The sequence below is a fragment of the Luteibacter sp. TLI7-4A genome, assembly GCF_056754745.1.
Genome location: NZ_JBPGWO010000001.1, coordinates 3,509,466 through 3,524,643, shown reverse-complemented (window position 1 = coordinate 3,524,643; position 15,178 = coordinate 3,509,466). Strand labels below are relative to the sequence as shown.

Below are 15,178 nucleotides of genomic sequence, written 5' to 3'. Positions count from 1 at the left end.
GCATGTCCTTGCCCACCGTCGAACGCGAAACCCGTCCTTCGCCCGTCTGGTCGGTGATCTGGCTGCATGGCCTGGGCGCGGACGGCGACGACTTCGCGCCGATCGTGCCCGAGCTGGTCGACCCGGCGTGGCCGGGAATACGCTTCGTATTCCCCCATGCGCCGATCCGGCCGGTGACGGTGAACAGCGGCATGCCCATGCGAGCCTGGTACGACATCAAGGGTCTCGCGATCGCCGACAAGCAGGATGTCGAAGGCATCCGCGCCTCGATCGCCGACGTGGAAGCCCTGATCGCGCGCGAGGTGGAACGTGGCGTGCCCGCGTCGCGCGTCGTGCTGGCCGGTTTCTCCCAGGGCGGCGCGATGGCGCTTTCGGCGGGCCTCCGTCATCGCGAGTCGCTGGCAGGCATCCTGGTGCTGTCGGCGTACCTGCCCCTGCACGATACGATCGAGGCGGAACGCAGCGGTGCGAACCATGCCACGCCGATCTTCTGGGGACATGGCAGTGCCGATCCGATCGTGCCCATAACCCTGGGCGAGCAATCGCGCCGGGCCCTGGAAACGCTCGGGCACCGCATCGACTGGCATAGCTATCCCATGGGCCACCAGGTCAGCCTGGCGGAGATCGCGGACATTCGCGCCTGGCTCGCGGAGCGTTTCGCCGACGCGTGACCGGCCGCGCGCTGGCGCCGGGGAGCATCCGGCATACTCGCCGCATGCCAGCCGCCCCGTCCGCCAGCCCCGCCCCTCCACGCCCACCATCGGCGCCGCTGCCCGATTTCTGTAGCCTGCCGGTGCTGTTCGCATTGCTGGTGGTCGGTGCGCTCACCGTCACCCTGATGTGGCTCGCGCCGGGTAACGACGGTGACTTGCGCGACTATTGCATCGCCGTGTTGTTCACCAGCTGGTTGTCGATGTTGCTGACGGTGGCGCTGTGCAAGCTGCGTCCCTGGATGCAGCGGCTGCCCTGGCTGTGGCCTTACGCCGCCGTATGGCTGCTGTTGGTGGTCACGGTGGGAGTCAGCGCCACCCTGCTCGGCTGGATCGACCACAACCTCGGTGCCGGCCTCAGCCCGGCTTCGCGATTCCGCTTCGTGCGCGATAGCGTGCTTGCCACCGGCCTCCTTGGCGCGGGGTTGCTGCGCTACTTCTATGTCGTGGCGCAATGGCAGGCACGCGTGGCGGCGGAGGCGCAGGCTCAGGTGGCCGCCTTGCAGGCGCGCATCCGGCCGCACTTCCTCTTCAACAGCATGAATGCCGTGGCCGCCCTGATCCGCGTGGACCCCGACGCCGCCGAGCGCACCGTCGAAAACCTCGCCGAGCTGTTTCGCGCCGCCCTGGGCAGCGACCCGTCGTCCGTGGGAACGTTGGGCGAGGAATGGGCGCTGGTGGATCGCTACCTGGAGATCGAGGCGTTGCGCCTGGGCGACCGGTTGCGTGTGGAACGCGCCATCGACGTGCCGGACGACCTCCCGCTGCCGCGCCTGCTATTGCAGCCGCTGGTGGAAAACGCGATCCGCCACGGGGTTCAGCCCAGCCGCGCGGGAGGCACGATCCGCCTCGGTGGCCGCCGCGTGCCGGGCGGCGTGGAGATCGTGATCGACAACCCGCTGTCCGACGCGCCCGCCACCCCGGGTAACGGGCACGGCTTGCGCAGCGTCCGTGAACGCGTGCGCTTCCACTTCGGCGAACGCGCCGCGGTGCGCGCCGAGACCGATGACAACCGTTTCGTCGTGACCTTGTTCCTGCCGGAGTCCGCGCATGCGCGTACTGATCGCCGATGACGAACCGCTGGCGCGGATGCGCCTGCGCACCTTGCTGGGCCGCCGCCAGGACATCACCGTGGTGGGCGAGGTCGCCGATGGCGATGCCGTGCTGGAGGCTTGCGCCCAGTGGAAACCCGACCTCGTCCTGCTCGACATCGAAATGCCCGGGCTGACGGGGACGCTCGCGGCGAAGCGGCTCGCCACCTTATCGGCGCCGCCCCAGGTGATCTTCTGTACCGCCTACGAACAACACGCGCTCAGCGCCTTCGACCTCGGTGCGACGGACTACCTGTTGAAGCCGGTCCGCGCCGAGCGGCTGGACGAGGCGATGGAGCGCGCCATGGCGAGACTCCGGCCTGCCCACGCCGAAAGGGGTGCCTGGTTGCGTGCCAGGCATGGCGCGGACGAGGTACGCGTGGCGCTCGATGAGGTGCTCTACCTTCTCGCGGACGAGAAGTACGTGGCCGTACACCACCGTGGCGGCATGTGGCTGATCGACGAATCGCTGCGCCAGCTGGAGGCCGCGCATGGCGAGCGCCTGGTGCGCCTGCATCGCAATTGCCTCGTTCCGCGCGAGCGGCTGCTGGGATTGAAGACCCTCGCCGACGGGCGCGTACTGGCCCGCCTGGCCGGCACCGAGGTCGCCCCCGAGGTGAGCCGGCGCAACCTGCCGGGGATCCGCCAGCTGCTCCGCACGCCCGGCGCCTGACACCGGGACGTCGCACCGCGCTGCGCTCGAGGGTGGTTTGCGGGACAATCGTCACCTTTCACGATAGCCCCGTACGGACCGCCATGACCGCACCGCTCCGCATCGCCACCCGCAAGAGTGCGCTGGCCCTCTGGCAAGCCGAACACGTGGCCAGCCTGCTGCGCCAGGCGCATCCCGGGCTGGCCGTCGAGCTGGTACCGCTCTCCACGCGCGGCGACGAGATCCTCGACCGCTCGCTTGCCACGATCGGCGGCAAGGGCCTGTTCCTGAAGGAACTGGAGGTGGCGATGCTGGAGGATCGCGCGGATATCGCCGTGCACTCCCTGAAAGACGTTCCCGCCGAGCTGGAGCCGGGTTTCGTCCTTTCCGCCGTCCTGCCACGCGCCGACGCCGCCGACGCCTTCATCGCCAACGATTACGCGAACCTCGCCGAACTGCCCAACGGCGCCCGCGTCGGCACGTCGTCGTTGCGCCGCCAGGCCCAGTTGCGCGCGTTGCGTCCCGACCTGCAGTTGCTCGACCTGCGCGGCAACGTGAACACGCGGCTGGCCAAGCTCGATGACGGTCATTACAACGCGATCATCCTCGCCTGCGCGGGCGTGGAGCGGCTTGGCCTCGGCCACCGCATCCGTACGCGACTGGCCAGCCCCGGCTGGCTGCCGGCTCCAGGCCAGGGTGCGATCGCCGTGGAATCCCGAGCGAACGACAGGCGAGTGAATGAATTGCTCGCAGCGCTGGAAGACGAGGAAACCCGCATCGCCGTGAACGCGGAGCGGGCGATGAACGAAAAGCTCAGCGGCAGTTGCGCGGTGGCCATCGGCGCGTGGTGCGTCGTCGCCGAACACGGGCTCACCTTGCACGGCATGGTCGGCAACGCCGCCACGGGCGAGCTGCTGCATGCGCAGGCGGACAGCAGGGGCGACACGCCGGTGGAGCTGGGGCAGGAAGTGGCTGCGATGCTCCTGGCATTGGGTGCCGAAGAGTTCTTGAAGCCGCAGCGGTGAGGGGTTCCGGGGTAAGAGCATCGCCGACAAGTCGGCGATGCTTTCCCGAAGCCGAACCGTCAGAAGTTGTAGACGAGGTTGGTCGTCATCAGCTTGTCCGTGCTGACCGTGCCCGGCTGCGTGTCGCTGTTGTAGCGGATCTGGTAGCCGACCTTGAGCGCCATCTTCTTCGTCATGCTGACCGAGACGCCGATGTCGTTCTGGTAGTACTGGTTCTTCGAGCCCGCTTCCACCAGCAGCGTGTCTTCCAGCGCCGTGTTGTCGGTGAGGCGGTACTTGCCGTTGATCAGGCCACGGCCGACGACTTCGCTCTCGGCGCTCGGCGTGTAGGTCTCGGAGAGGGCATTGCCCTCGGCGTCGACAGCCGGCGTGCCGTCGGCGTTCAACACCGCGCGGGTCGACTTCGCCGGCTGGTAGCGCTTGAAACCGGGACCGATTTCGAACGAGAGTTCGGCGCGTTCGTTCTTCAGCGCGATGTAACCGTAACCGACCGAGATGATGCCCTGCCACAGGTTGGCGCCGAAATCGTCGTGTTCGTAGCGGGCGGCGGTCACCACGTAGCTGCGCGGATCGAACTTGTAGCCGACCGAGGCGCCCGTGTCGTAACGGTTCGCGGTGGTGCTGAACTTGTCGACGGTGTTGCCGTCGCCGTCGGTGACCGACACCTCGCCCTTCGAGCGCAGGCCGTTGAGGAAGAAGTTGTTCTTCCAGACCTCGTTTTCCTGGCTGAGGCCGAGCTTCGCATTGGCGTTCTCGGAGCGCGAGTTGCCACGGGACGAGGCGAAACCGAATTCGCCCGAACCCGTCCAGCCGCCATTCTGGGACGGGTCCTGGTTCGGATTGGCGTTGGCGTCCTGTGCCGATGCCGTGAACGGCAGCGCGGCGAGGACGAGCGTGGCGATAAGCAGTTTTTTCATCGTCTACCCGGATGTGGATTGGAAAGGGAGTTCTTCGGCCGTCTGGACGGCCAGCGGCGCGCCCCCGCGCCATGATCTTGCCTAGCCTGTGACCAGCCGGGCGTATGCGCGGCCATAGAGCCGCTGTTCGAGACATTGACCGACAACGCAGCTTAACGCGGCCAGACCGGCGGCCCACGCCTGCATCGCACCCGTCGGATGGGCGATTAACAGCAAGCAAGGCAATCCGATCGCGAGTGCCGCGACGCCGAAGCGCCAGCCAAGCAGCGAAACCGCGCTACGACCGCCCGTGATGCTCGCGGTCTTGCCGCATTCCTCGGCCAGCTGGCGCAACGCGCGCCAGCGCATGCCCTCCACCAGGCCCAGGGCGAGCGCCACCCCGAGCAGGGCCAGTCGCCACGGATTGAGCGGATCGATCGGCGTCTCAACCTGCAATGCGACGCAGAGCCAGAACCACAAGCCTCCGGCGAAGAGGGCGGAGATCGTCCGGCCGAGCGGGAGGGTATTGGCCATCGAGGCCACCGGGCCGCGCAGGCCGCGCGAATCGCCGCGTGCCGTGTAGACCAGGGTGGCCAGGCTGCAGAGCATGAGCACCGCGCCGGCCAGTCGGGTGGCCCAGAAATCGTTGCCGCCGCGCGCGAGGCCGCCCAGGGCCAGCATCGGCAGGAAGGTCGCCATGGCGATCATGCCTTCCGGGGTCGGCATCATCCGTTTCACGGGATTCCAGCCGTGCCATTCCGGCGCGAAGGGCAAGCGCAGGCAGGTCGCCACGAGGCCAACGCCCACCAGCACCAGCCCGATCGACAACGGGGCGAGCACATCGCCGCGGCCGTCCGGATAGAGACCCAGGGCCAGGGCGGTGCCGAGCACCATCCACAGGCCATAGCCGGTGGCGCTGGCCGTCTGCACGACCACGATCGGTAGGGAGAACAAGCTGGTGAGCGCGCCATCGCCATCGGACAGCCCGTGGGCCAGCGCGATGGGGGGCGCCTCGTTCGGTTCCGCCATGGTCGGGGGAGGCCTTCGGCGAATCGCAAAGGCTGCATTTTTGCGCCTATCGGTGCCGGGCGCAAACCCGGGACTCCCACCGGTACGGAAATCCTACGGCGCGCACCGCAGTCATCCCTTGCGGAGCGCACCGCCCACCGCCATGCTTGGCCTGCGTAGATACGGGCATCACGCCCGCGCGGACACACTTCCCGAAAGCTCCATCTGCCGGCGACACCCATGGACCGCTACGAGCGCATTCTCACCCTGCACAGGCTGCTTAAGTCGGCCCATTACCCGGTACCCCTGTCGCGGCTGATGGACGAGCTGGAATGCTCGCGCGCCACGCTCTATCGCGACGTGGCCTTCCTGCGCGATGCGCTGGGCGCGCCCGTGCAGAGCGTAGCCGGCGAACAGGCCTCGTTCCGCTACGAAGCGGGCGAGGGCGACAGCTTCGAACTGCCCGGCCTGTGGCTGACCAGCGACGAACTCGCCGCCCTGATGGCCTTGAACGAACTGATCGGTCGTTCCGATCCGGGCGTGCTGGCCGGCGCGCTGGCGCCCTTCAAGGCTCGCATCGAGCGGCTCCTCTCCGACCATGGCAGCGGCAAGGCCCTGCCCGTGGACCGCATCCGGGTGATCTCCTGGGGCGCGCGCAAGATGGACCAGCAGGTATTCCGCATGGTCGCCGGCGCCGTGCTCGAACGCCGCCAACTGAGTTTCCGCTACCGCGCCCGCACGACGAACTCCGATACGAAGCGCACCGTATCGCCGCAGCGACTGACCCATTACCGCGACAACTGGTACCTCGATGTCTGGGACCACGATCGCGAGGCGCTGCGCAGCTTCGCGGTGGACCGCATCGCCGAGCCGCAGGCGCTGGACGCGAAGGCGAAAGACGTGGAAGAGGCGGAACTCAACGACCTGCTCGCCTCCAGCTACGGCATCTTCGCCGGCAAGCCGAAAGCCTGGGCCACCATTCGTTTCTCCTCGCACGCCGCGCGCTGGGTGGCCGACGAGCACTGGCATTCCCAACAGAAGGGCGAGTGGTTGCCCGACGGCCGCTACGAACTGAAGGTGCCGTACTCGAACTCGCGCGAACTGCTGATGGATGTACTCAAGTACGGTCCGGATGCCGAGATCGTCTCGCCGCTGCCCTTGCGCGAGGAAATGAAGATCCTGCTGCAACTGGCCCTTTCCGGGTACCAGGGCAACGGCAATCGTCATTAAGCAGGTTTCATGAGCGACCTCGACATCGCCGATCCCGGCGCACTGCCCGCCACCACCGGCGAGCCGCGCAAACCGCGCGTCGCGCTGGCATTGGGTGCGGGCGCGGCCAAAGGCCTCGCTCACATCGGCGCCATCGAGGAACTGGAGCAACGCGGCTTCGAGATCGTCGCCGTCGCCGGCACCTCGATGGGCGCCCTCATCGGCGGCATCTACGCCATGGGCAAGCTCGACATCTACCGCGACTGGGTCTCCACGCTGGCCCGCTTCGATGTCCTGCGCCTGGTGGACTGGAGCTTCTCCGGTGGTGGATTCATCAAGGGCGACCGGATCATGGCCGCCCTGCGCGAGTTGATCGGCGAGGTGAACATCGAGGAGTTGCCGATCACGTACACGGCCGTGGCCACCGACATCGACCGGGAACGCGAGGTATGGCTCACCCGTGGACCGCTGTTCGACGCTATCCGTGCCTCGATCGCGATTCCCACGCTGTTCCGCCCCTATACGCATGAAGGCCGTCGCCTGGTCGACGGCGCCTTGCTCAATCCCTTGCCCGTGTTGCCCCTGATGCGCGAGGACGCGGATTACGTGGTGGCGGTGAGCGTGGATGGCGCGGCCGAGATGCAGCAACCGCCCGAACGCGACGTGGCCGCCGTGGCCGACAAGGGCTATGCCGCACGCCTCGGCCGCCTGATCGGGCGCGTGCTGCCGCAAGGCGAAACCAAGGTCAGGGACCCGGGCGCGTTCGAACTGATGACGCAGTCCATGGATCTCATGCAGGCGAATCTTTCGCGCCTGCGCCTGGCCGCCTATCCGCCCGACCTGCTGATCGAGATTCCGCGCAACGTGTCCACCGTGTACGAGTTCTATCGCGCACGCGAGTTGATCGAACTGGGGCGCGAACGGACTGCTCGCGCGCTGGACCATTGGACACCGCGAACAACCTTCCGCTAGACGGGCCCGGTGGGTCAGACCTCTTCGGTGCGGGTGACCTTGGCGCGGCGCATCAGCCATGCCACGCCGCGCAGGTCGGCAAGGCCGACCCAGAGGCGGTCGAGCATGCCGTATTTCGAGGTGCCCGCCGTGCGCGGACGGTGGCCCACCGGCACGCTCTGGCTGGCGAAGCCGGCACGCTTGACCAGGGCCGGAAGGTAGCGGTGCATGTGGTCGAAGTAGGGCAGGCGCAGGAAGGTCTCGCGCTCGAACAGCTTCAGGCCGCAGCCGGTGTCGGGCGTGTCGTCCTGGAGCATGCGCGAACGCACCGCGTTGGCGACCTTCGATGAGATGCGCTTGTTGAAGCTGTCGCGACGCGTGACGCGCCAGCCGGCGAACAGTTTCAGTTCCGGCTTGGCGCCCTCGCGGGCGGCCAGCAACTTGGGGATATCGGCCGGATCGTTCTGGCCGTCGCCGTCGAGCGTGGCTATCCATGGCGCGCGGGCGGCGCGCACGCCATTCCACACGGCCGTGCTCTGCCCGCTGCGGGTGAGGTGGCGGATGATCCGCAGTTCCGGATACTGCGCGCGGGCGGCGGTGAGCACGGCCACGCTGTCGTCGGTGCTGTCGTCGTCGACGTAGATGATCTCGAAGTCGATCCGTCCGCGCAGGGCCGAAGCGATCTCGGCGAGAAGGGGCGGGATGTTGTCGCGCTCGTTGAAGACGGGCACGACCACGGCGAGGTCGGTCATCGCGGTTCCGGAGGCAGGAGGATTCGGGGCGGCATTATCGCCCAACCCGCGCCGGATGGGGCCGCCGCCGTGGCAATCGTTCAGATCCGGCCCACGGCCTGGCCGGCAGGACCCTCGATGGCGGCCCGCCAACCGCGCTCCACCGCATCCCGCGTGTTCCGGCTCGCGCCCTGTGCCATCACCACCAGGGTGCCGCCACTGAGCGCCACCTGACGCCCGTCCCAGCCGTCGCGGTGGAACTCGGTGGTCTTGTCGACCATCTTGCCGGGCATGTACAGGGCGACCACCGGCTCGTCGTTCATCCGGGTGACCACGTGCACCGCCGGGTACGGGCCGACCGTGCAGTCGTGCACGTAGGTGACGCCGGCCGGGGCGGGGCCCTTCAGCCGCGTGGCGCGGCCCACGAAACCTGCCTCGACCTGGGCGTCGGTCATCGGCTGGGTGAGGCTCAGCGCGTCCATTTCCTCCGGCATGTGCGCCACGGCGAGGGCAGGCAGGGAGTTGAGGTCGGCATGGCGCCAGAGCATCCCGACACCGGCGAAGGCGATCAGGACCGACGCGGCCATCGCCATCCAGGCGCGGCGCCGCCCCACCTGGCGACGCCGTTCACCGGTGGCCTGGGCCAGCAGGATGCGATCGGCGAGCCCTTCGGGCACCGGCACGGCAAGGGCGGCTTCGAGGTCGTCCTCGAAGCGCTGGGCACGCTGCCAGAACGCGGCGCATCCGTCCTTGCAGCTGTCGCGATGGGCGAGGATCTCCGGATCGCGCGAGCGAGGCTCGGCGCCGACGCGGCGGCGGAATTCGAGGCAATTCATTTCCGGCCCCCCTCGGCCACGGCACGTCCGCCAAGCAGATCCTTCAGGCGCTGGCGTGCCCGGAACAGCTGGGTCATCACCGCGCCCGGTTGTTGCCCCGTGCTTTCGGCGATTTCCTCGCACGTCATCCCACCGAGCACCTGCATGGCGAGCGGATCGCGGTATTTGTCCGGCAGTTTCAACATGGCCTCGCGCACCTGCGCGGCGTCGCCACTGCGTTCGGGGCTGGCGAAGGCGGCGTCTTCGGGCACGTTGTCGTCCAGTTCCACGGTATCCAGGCGCTTGCGTTCGTAGAGGCGCGCGTGCTCCCGGCGCAAGATGGTGATCAGCCAGGGCTTCGCCGATTCGGCGTCGCGGAGGCTGTCGAGGTTCTTCCACGCGCGCAGGAAGGTCTCCTGGACGAGGTCCTGGGCGACCGTCTCGGAGCGCGACAGCCAGAAGGCGTACCGGTAGAGGTCCGCCGACAGGGCGCGCACCATGGCTTCGTACTGGCGCTGCTTCGGATTCACACCCTCATGGACCGGCGCCATGCGCATTTCCTTACAGGCCGCGCTCAGCGGACCTTGGTGAGGATGCCATCCAGCTCGTCGAGGCTGTGGTAATGGATGACCAGCTTGCCCTTGCCGCCACGGCCATGGGCGAGTTCGACGCGGGTGGCGAAGCGTTCGGCCAGTTCACGTTCGAGATTGGCGATGTTCGGATCGACGGCCGCCGACCTGGCCTTGCCCTTCGGAGCCAGCTGGGCCTTGCGTGCGGCCTCTTCGAGTTCGCGCACCGTCCAGCCGTTGCGCGCCGCTTCCAGCGCCAACGGTTCGGCGATGGTGGCCGGCAAGGTGAGCAGGGCACGGGCATGGCCCATTTCCAGCTTGCTTTCGTCGAGCAGTTGCTTGATGGAGGCGGGCAGTTCGATCAGGCGGAGCAGGTTGGAGACCGCCGCGCGCGAGCGGCCGACCGCATCGGCGGCCTGCTGGTGGGTGAGGTCGAATTCGTCGATCAGGCGCTGCAAGGCCTGGGCCTCCTCAAGCGGAGTGAGCTCCTGGCGCTGGATGTTCTCGATCAGCGCCATGGCCAGCACGGACTGCTCGGGTACGTCCTTCACCAGGGCGGGAATCTCGCTCATCGAGGCACGCTGGGCCGCGCGCCAGCGGCGTTCGCCGGCGATCAGCTCGTAGCTGTTCTTGCCGATCGCGCGGACCACCACGGGCTGGATGAGGCCCTGGGCCTTGATCGAGGCGGCCAGTTCGTCGAGCGCCTCGTCGTTCCAGTGGCGTCGCGGCTGGTACTTGCCTGCCTGGATCTGGTGGATCGGCAACGAGCGCAGTTCGCCTTCCTGCTCGACGATCGAGGGGGCGGCGTCGGGACCCGCGCCGCCGCCGAGCAAGGCGTCGAGGCCACGGCCGAGTCCACGTTTCTTCGCTGCTGCCACTGGGTGCTCCTTAAGGGGTCGTCGGGGTCGCGCCGCTGGCATCGGGCGCGGCTTCGTCGAGATCGCTCGCCAGCTCGCCGGCATCATGCGCGTTCATCGCGCGCTCGCGACGGATGATCTCTCCAGCGAGGCCGATATAGGCGATGGCGCCACGCGAACCGCGATCGTACAGGTGGATCGGCTGGCCGTGGCTGGGTGCCTCGGCCAGGCGCACGTTGCGCGGGATGATCGAGCGAAGCACCTTCTCGCCGAAGTGCTGGGTGAGCTGTGCCGATACCTCGTTGCCGAGGTTGTTGCGCACGTCGTACATGGTGCGCAGGAGGCCTTCGACCTCCAGCTTCGGGTTCAAGCGCTGGCGCACGGCGGAGATCGTGTCGAGCAGGCTCGACAGCCCCTCCAGGGCGAAGTACTCGCACTGCACCGGAATCAGCACGCCATCGGCCGCGGTCAGCGCGTTCAGGGTGAGCAGGTGCAGCGAGGGCGGGCAGTCGATCAGGATCGTGTGGTACTTGTCCGATATCTTCGCCAGCTGTTCCTTCAGGCGATGCTCGCGCGCCATGCCATCCATCAGCTTGAGTTCGGCGGCGGTGAGATCGCCATTGCCCGGCAGCAGGTCGAAGCCCGCTTCGGTGCGTACCAGCACGTCGCCGATGGCGGCTTCGTCCAGCAGCACTTCGCAACCGTTCGGCTTGGCCTCGTGCTTGTCCACGCCCGAGGCCATCGTGGCGTTGCCCTGCGGATCGAGGTCGACAAGCAGCACCTTGCGCTTCGCGGCGGCCAGGGCCGCGGCGAGGTTGACGGAGGTGGTGGTCTTGCCGACACCGCCCTTCTGGTTGGCGACTGCGAGGATGCGGGCCATGGAGTACCGGTAGCTACCGTGCGCGGAAAGGGCGTTAGCGTAGCATCTTCGATGGGGCGGGCCTTGGGGTCGGGACGCGCTTCTACGCCCGGCGGATGACCACGAGGTGCCGCTCCCCATCGACGCCCGGCACATGCAGCGCATGGATCGCCTCCACCTGGAATCCCTCCGGCACCCCGTCCAGTTCTTCCGCCGGATGCTTGCCCTTCATCGCCAGCCAGACGCCATCCGGCGCCAACAGATGGCCGCCCCAGCCGAGCATGTCGGCCAGGGAGGCGAAGGCGCGGGCCGTGACGCATTCGAACGTGCCCTCGACGTCCTCGACGCGGCTCTGCAGGGCCCTTGCGTTGGTCAGCTTCAGCGAGCGGATCGCCTCGCGCAGGAAGCGGACCTTCTTTCCATTGGAGTCGACCATGAGCACGTCGCGCGCCGGTTCCGCGATGGCCAGCGGAATGCCGGGCAGACCCGGCCCGGTGCCGAGGTCGGCCAGGGTGCGCCCGTGGACGTAGGGAAGGATCGCCAGCGAATCGAGCAGGTGGCGGGCGATCATCTCGTCGGCGTTGCGCACAGCCGTCAGGTTATAGGCCGAGTTCCAGCGCTCCAGCAGCTCCCGGTAATCGAGCAGGCGATCGACGGCGCCATCGGGCAAGGTCAGGCCCAGGGCGGCGATGCCGCGTTCGAGTTGGGCTTGCAAGGCTTCGCGCGCGGTCATGCGGCACCTGGGTGAGGCGAGGGGCGCAAGAGTATGGAAGCGCCGGCGCGATGGCGCCAGCGCGGGGATCAGGCGGCGTCGAGTTCGACGCGGGTCACCAGCATGCCGCGAGCCCGGAGCGAACCGTTCACGGCGTGCTTGAGTTGCGTACCGACGGCGCGGCGGTCGGCCGCATGGCCCGTGGCGGTATCGCGCAGGGCGGCGACGACGTTGCTGCGGATCAGTTCGGGCGCCTCATCGATGACTTCGTCGGCGACTTCCGGTTCGAGCACCTGCCAATAGACCGTGCCGCCCTCGAAGCGAAGCACCTGGCCGCCGAGATCGATCTTGTGGAAGACGCGGTCGAACACGGGAAGCACGACGTGGGTACCGGCGGTGAGCAGCGCGGGCGAGCGACCGAAGCGGCGCACGCTGTAGACCTGGCCTTCCGGGATGCGACGGACCGATGCCGCCGCGAGAGCGAAGGCGACGAGGGTCGTGGCAATGAGGGCGGTGGTCAACATGGCTGCTATATCAATCGGTTATCGATCTTTCCTGTCGCATCGCACAGCGAGATGCCGCATCGCGATGATCGCTGGGGTGTTAATTCTAATTTAACGGAGGGGGTTAACGCTAGTTTTACCAATGCCCCTATTCAGTTAACGGACGGGTTGGTCAAAACTTAAGCAGCACAAGGCCACTGGCGCAGGTTTGACCGGCCAGTAGCAAATGATAATAATTATCAATCAGTCCTTGTCGCCGGTCTCCGTCCATGAATCTCCTCGGCTGCGTGGCAGCTTTCGTCGCCATGGCCCTCGCCTACCTGGCCTCGCGGAACCAGCGGTTGTTGTCGCGGCCGTTGGGACGCCCTGCCCGTCTCGGCGCCAGCGTGTTCGCCTTCGCGGCGCTGGTCGCGTGGATTGCCGGGGAGACCTCCCTGCCGGGCATTTTTTCGGCGCTGACGGCACTGATGCTGGGCGCCGTCGCCCTGCCCTACATCACATGGCTGTTCCGCCCGGCCACTGAACGGAAACCACGCTGATGCTCGCCAAGACCTTCGCCGGCATCCTGCTTGGCTTGCCGTTGTCCATGGCCCTGGTCGCGGTGGCGATCTGGATCTGGCCGCATTCGAGCGAGTCGGTGGTCATCCCGATGATGGTGATCTTCTTTCCGCTGTGGATCGGGATCATGGCCGCCACCTTCCTCTTCCGCAGCGGTGTCCGCGCCTGGGCGTGGCTGGCCATGGCCAACCTCGCCGCGTTCGCCGCGCTGTTCCTCGCCAAGCACACGATGCCGGGGCTGTAACCGATGAAAGCCTCCACGCTGCGTACCTTCACCACGGTCCATACCTGGACCGGCCTGCTTGCCGGCTTCGCCCTGTTCATCGCGTTCTATGCCGGCGCGCTGACCATGTTCCACGAAGAGATCGACGCATGGGCCGTGCCTCGGGCCGAGATGGCCCGTGCGGACACCATGGACCGCGCGCACGCCATGCTGGCGGATATCGTGGCGAAGCACCCCGCGGCGGCCGAACAGATCGGCGTGACGTATCCCGCCGATCATCCTTCGCACGAAGTGGCCGCGTACTGGATGGAGAAGAACGGCGAGTGGAAGACCCAGTCGCTGGGCGAGACCGCGCCACGCGATTCGGAAGACCACGAACACGGCCTCGCCGATTTCGTCTACGAACTGCATTACGACCTCGGCATTCCGGTCGTCGGCATCTATCTCATGGGCGTCGTCAGCGTGATCTATGGACTGGCGTTGCTGACGGGACTGCTCATCCACCTGCCGAACCTCGTGCGCGAACTGTTCGCGCTGCGTCCCGGGCACAACCTCAAGCGCCTGTGGCAGGACGCGCATAACGTCATCGGCATCCTCAGCCTTCCCTTCCACATCATCTTCGCGATCACGGGCGCCTTGCTCTGCCTCACCCTCGTGATGCTGGTCGCGTTCAACACGGCCATCTTCGACGGCAAGCTGATGCCCGCCTTCGAGCGCATGACGAGCGCCTTGCCGGCCACGCAGGACAAGGGCGGCACGGCGGTGATGCTGTCGCCCGCCGAACTCGGCGCGCGCGCGCGGCAGGCCGCGCTCGCCGCCGGCGCCGCGAACTTCGAACCGGATTACATGCGCTACGTGCACTACGGGCGGCAGGGCGCCGCGGCGGAAGTGCGCGGCACATCCAGGAAGACGCTCGGTGAATACGGGATGGTCTCGCTCGATGCCACGGACGGGCACGTGCTCGGCATGCAGCTGAGCGGCGCGCGCGATGCGAACCACGCCACGTACTCGGCGATCTTCGGCCTGCACTTCGGCAGCTTCGGCGGCCTCTCGCTGCGCTGGCTGTATTTCGTCCTCGGCCTCGCCGGTGCCTTCCTGTTCTATTCCGGCAATCTCCTGTACATCGAATCACGTCGCAAGCGGCGCCAGGCGAACCAGCCGTTGAAGGTACGCGCGATGGCCACGGCCACCGTCGGCGTCTGCATCGGTGCGTGCTTCGCGATCTCGACCACCTTCCTCGCGAACCTGTTGGGCCCGCTTTGGGGCGCCTCGCCTACGGCCATCGTCCAGCCCGTATGCTTCACGGCCTTCGCCGCGGCGATCCTCTGGACCTTCTGGCGCCTGCCCGCCAGGGCGGCGGTGGAGTTGCTCTGGGCCACCGCCTTCATCAGCGTGGCCGTTGGGGTGCTCGACGCGACGATCCATGGCGACCGCCTGCTCCGCACGCTCGGCGAAGGGCGCTTCGCGGTGCTCGGTGTCGACCTGGTCGCGATCGCGATGGGCGTGGGTTTCGCCTGGCTTGGCTTCGCCACGCGCCGTCGTGCCGTTGAAGGGGACCCATGCAGCGTGTGGTCGTCCCGGCGCGCAGGCAGCGAACGATCCGCCCGCGAACTGCAGGAAGCGTGAGCGAATTCGGCAATTCCATGTAACGCCCGTTACGTGGTTCCTGACGCGACAGCTATTTACTTCCGTGAACAGTTTGTCTGCGTTTGCTGCTGCGCCGCCACAATTTCTTGCGTACCACTCAAGCCGCTGACCTCGCACGTATTTTCAAAGTGCTTCGGCAAGTGGTATCTCGTCTTCGCGTAG

Annotated in this window: 18 protein-coding genes; 9 read left to right on the top strand and 9 right to left on the bottom strand. The window is 67.4% G+C overall.

All coding sequences use genetic code 11. The features are described 5' to 3' along the window. The first annotated feature begins 2 nt into the window (after window positions 1-2). The 4 genes from ACR9Y6_RS15520 (at window position 3) to hemC (ending at window position 3,478) form a co-directional block, all read left to right on the top strand. The gene (locus ACR9Y6_RS15520) at window positions 3-671 is read left to right on the top strand and encodes an alpha/beta hydrolase (protein WP_481282096.1); all 669 of its coding nucleotides are present in this window, start codon (window positions 3-5) and stop codon (window positions 669-671) included. A gap of 44 nt (window positions 672-715) precedes the next feature. Continuing rightward, the gene (locus tag ACR9Y6_RS15515; RefSeq protein WP_481282095.1) at window positions 716-1,783 is read left to right on the top strand and encodes a sensor histidine kinase; all 1,068 of its coding nucleotides are present in this window, start codon (window positions 716-718) and stop codon (window positions 1,781-1,783) included. Further along, the gene (locus ACR9Y6_RS15510; protein ID WP_481282094.1) at window positions 1,761-2,474 is read left to right on the top strand and encodes a LytR/AlgR family response regulator transcription factor; all 714 of its coding nucleotides are present in this window, start codon (window positions 1,761-1,763) and stop codon (window positions 2,472-2,474) included. Before ACR9Y6_RS15515 ends, ACR9Y6_RS15510 begins: the two co-directional genes overlap by 23 nt. Window positions 2,475-2,557: 83 nt before the next feature. Further along, window positions 2,558-3,478, top strand: coding sequence for a hydroxymethylbilane synthase (gene hemC, locus ACR9Y6_RS15505; RefSeq protein WP_481282093.1), 921 nt, complete (start codon window positions 2,558-2,560; stop codon window positions 3,476-3,478). A 59-nt stretch (window positions 3,479-3,537) separates the two neighbouring features. Here hemC and ACR9Y6_RS15500 read toward each other — a convergent pair whose 3' ends face one another. Further along, complete coding sequence (locus ACR9Y6_RS15500; RefSeq protein WP_426286101.1) at window positions 3,538-4,395, bottom strand: DUF481 domain-containing protein; 858 nt, start codon at window positions 4,393-4,395, stop codon at window positions 3,538-3,540. Window positions 4,396-4,476: 81 nt separating this feature from the next. Then, window positions 4,477-5,403, bottom strand: coding sequence for a hypothetical protein (locus ACR9Y6_RS15495; protein ID WP_481282092.1), 927 nt, complete (start codon window positions 5,401-5,403; stop codon window positions 4,477-4,479). Window positions 5,404-5,622: 219 nt separating this feature from the next. On the opposite strand from ACR9Y6_RS15495, the gene ACR9Y6_RS15490 reads away from it, so the two are divergent. Next, window positions 5,623-6,612: a helix-turn-helix transcriptional regulator gene (locus ACR9Y6_RS15490; protein ID WP_306848655.1), complete on the top strand. Its 990-nt coding sequence runs from the start codon at window positions 5,623-5,625 to the stop codon at window positions 6,610-6,612. 9 nt (window positions 6,613-6,621) lie between these two features. Further along, window positions 6,622-7,563, top strand: coding sequence for a patatin-like phospholipase family protein (locus ACR9Y6_RS15485; protein WP_481282091.1), 942 nt, complete (start codon window positions 6,622-6,624; stop codon window positions 7,561-7,563). Between the two features lie 14 nt (window positions 7,564-7,577). On the opposite strand, the gene ACR9Y6_RS15480 is transcribed toward ACR9Y6_RS15485, so the two are convergent. The 7 genes from ACR9Y6_RS15480 to ACR9Y6_RS15450 all read right to left on the bottom strand — a co-directional run bounded on the left by ACR9Y6_RS15480 (window position 7,578) and on the right by ACR9Y6_RS15450 (window position 12,609). Further along, the gene (locus ACR9Y6_RS15480) at window positions 7,578-8,294 is read right to left on the bottom strand and encodes a glycosyltransferase (RefSeq protein WP_481282090.1); all 717 of its coding nucleotides are present in this window, start codon (window positions 8,292-8,294) and stop codon (window positions 7,578-7,580) included. Between the two features lie 80 nt (window positions 8,295-8,374). Beyond that, window positions 8,375-9,109, bottom strand: a complete 735-nt coding sequence (locus ACR9Y6_RS15475) for a DUF3379 family protein (protein ID WP_481282089.1) — start codon at window positions 9,107-9,109, stop codon at window positions 8,375-8,377. Then, window positions 9,106-9,639 (bottom strand): sigma-70 family RNA polymerase sigma factor, encoded by a 534-nt coding sequence (locus tag ACR9Y6_RS15470; protein WP_481282088.1) that lies wholly within the window; start codon window positions 9,637-9,639, stop codon window positions 9,106-9,108. The genes ACR9Y6_RS15475 and ACR9Y6_RS15470 overlap by 4 nt, the downstream gene beginning before the upstream one ends. Window positions 9,640-9,662: 23 nt before the next feature. Next, complete coding sequence (locus tag ACR9Y6_RS15465) at window positions 9,663-10,535, bottom strand: ParB/RepB/Spo0J family partition protein (protein WP_481282087.1); 873 nt, start codon at window positions 10,533-10,535, stop codon at window positions 9,663-9,665. 10 nt (window positions 10,536-10,545) lie between these two features. Further along, window positions 10,546-11,394 (bottom strand): ParA family protein, encoded by an 849-nt coding sequence (locus tag ACR9Y6_RS15460; RefSeq protein ID WP_481282086.1) that lies wholly within the window; start codon window positions 11,392-11,394, stop codon window positions 10,546-10,548. 82 nt (window positions 11,395-11,476) lie between these two features. After that, the gene (rsmG, locus tag ACR9Y6_RS15455; protein WP_481282085.1) at window positions 11,477-12,106 is read right to left on the bottom strand and encodes a 16S rRNA (guanine(527)-N(7))-methyltransferase RsmG; all 630 of its coding nucleotides are present in this window, start codon (window positions 12,104-12,106) and stop codon (window positions 11,477-11,479) included. A gap of 68 nt (window positions 12,107-12,174) precedes the next feature. Then, window positions 12,175-12,609: an SPFH domain-containing protein gene (locus ACR9Y6_RS15450; protein ID WP_481282084.1), complete on the bottom strand. Its 435-nt coding sequence runs from the start codon at window positions 12,607-12,609 to the stop codon at window positions 12,175-12,177. A gap of 248 nt (window positions 12,610-12,857) precedes the next feature. Here ACR9Y6_RS15450 and ACR9Y6_RS15445 point away from each other — a divergent pair, with 248 nt between their 5' ends. Genes ACR9Y6_RS15445 through ACR9Y6_RS15435 form a run of 3 tightly spaced genes read left to right on the top strand, consistent with a single transcriptional unit; the run spans window position 12,858 to window position 14,995 of the window. Then, window positions 12,858-13,127 (top strand): hypothetical protein, encoded by a 270-nt coding sequence (locus ACR9Y6_RS15445; protein ID WP_481282083.1) that lies wholly within the window; start codon window positions 12,858-12,860, stop codon window positions 13,125-13,127. Then, the gene (locus ACR9Y6_RS15440) at window positions 13,127-13,390 is read left to right on the top strand and encodes a hypothetical protein (RefSeq protein ID WP_481282082.1); all 264 of its coding nucleotides are present in this window, start codon (window positions 13,127-13,129) and stop codon (window positions 13,388-13,390) included. Before ACR9Y6_RS15445 ends, ACR9Y6_RS15440 begins: the two co-directional genes overlap by 1 nt. Before the next feature lie 3 nt (window positions 13,391-13,393). After that, window positions 13,394-14,995: a PepSY-associated TM helix domain-containing protein gene (locus tag ACR9Y6_RS15435; protein WP_481282081.1), complete on the top strand. Its 1,602-nt coding sequence runs from the start codon at window positions 13,394-13,396 to the stop codon at window positions 14,993-14,995. Window positions 14,996-15,178: the final 183 nt, after the last annotated feature.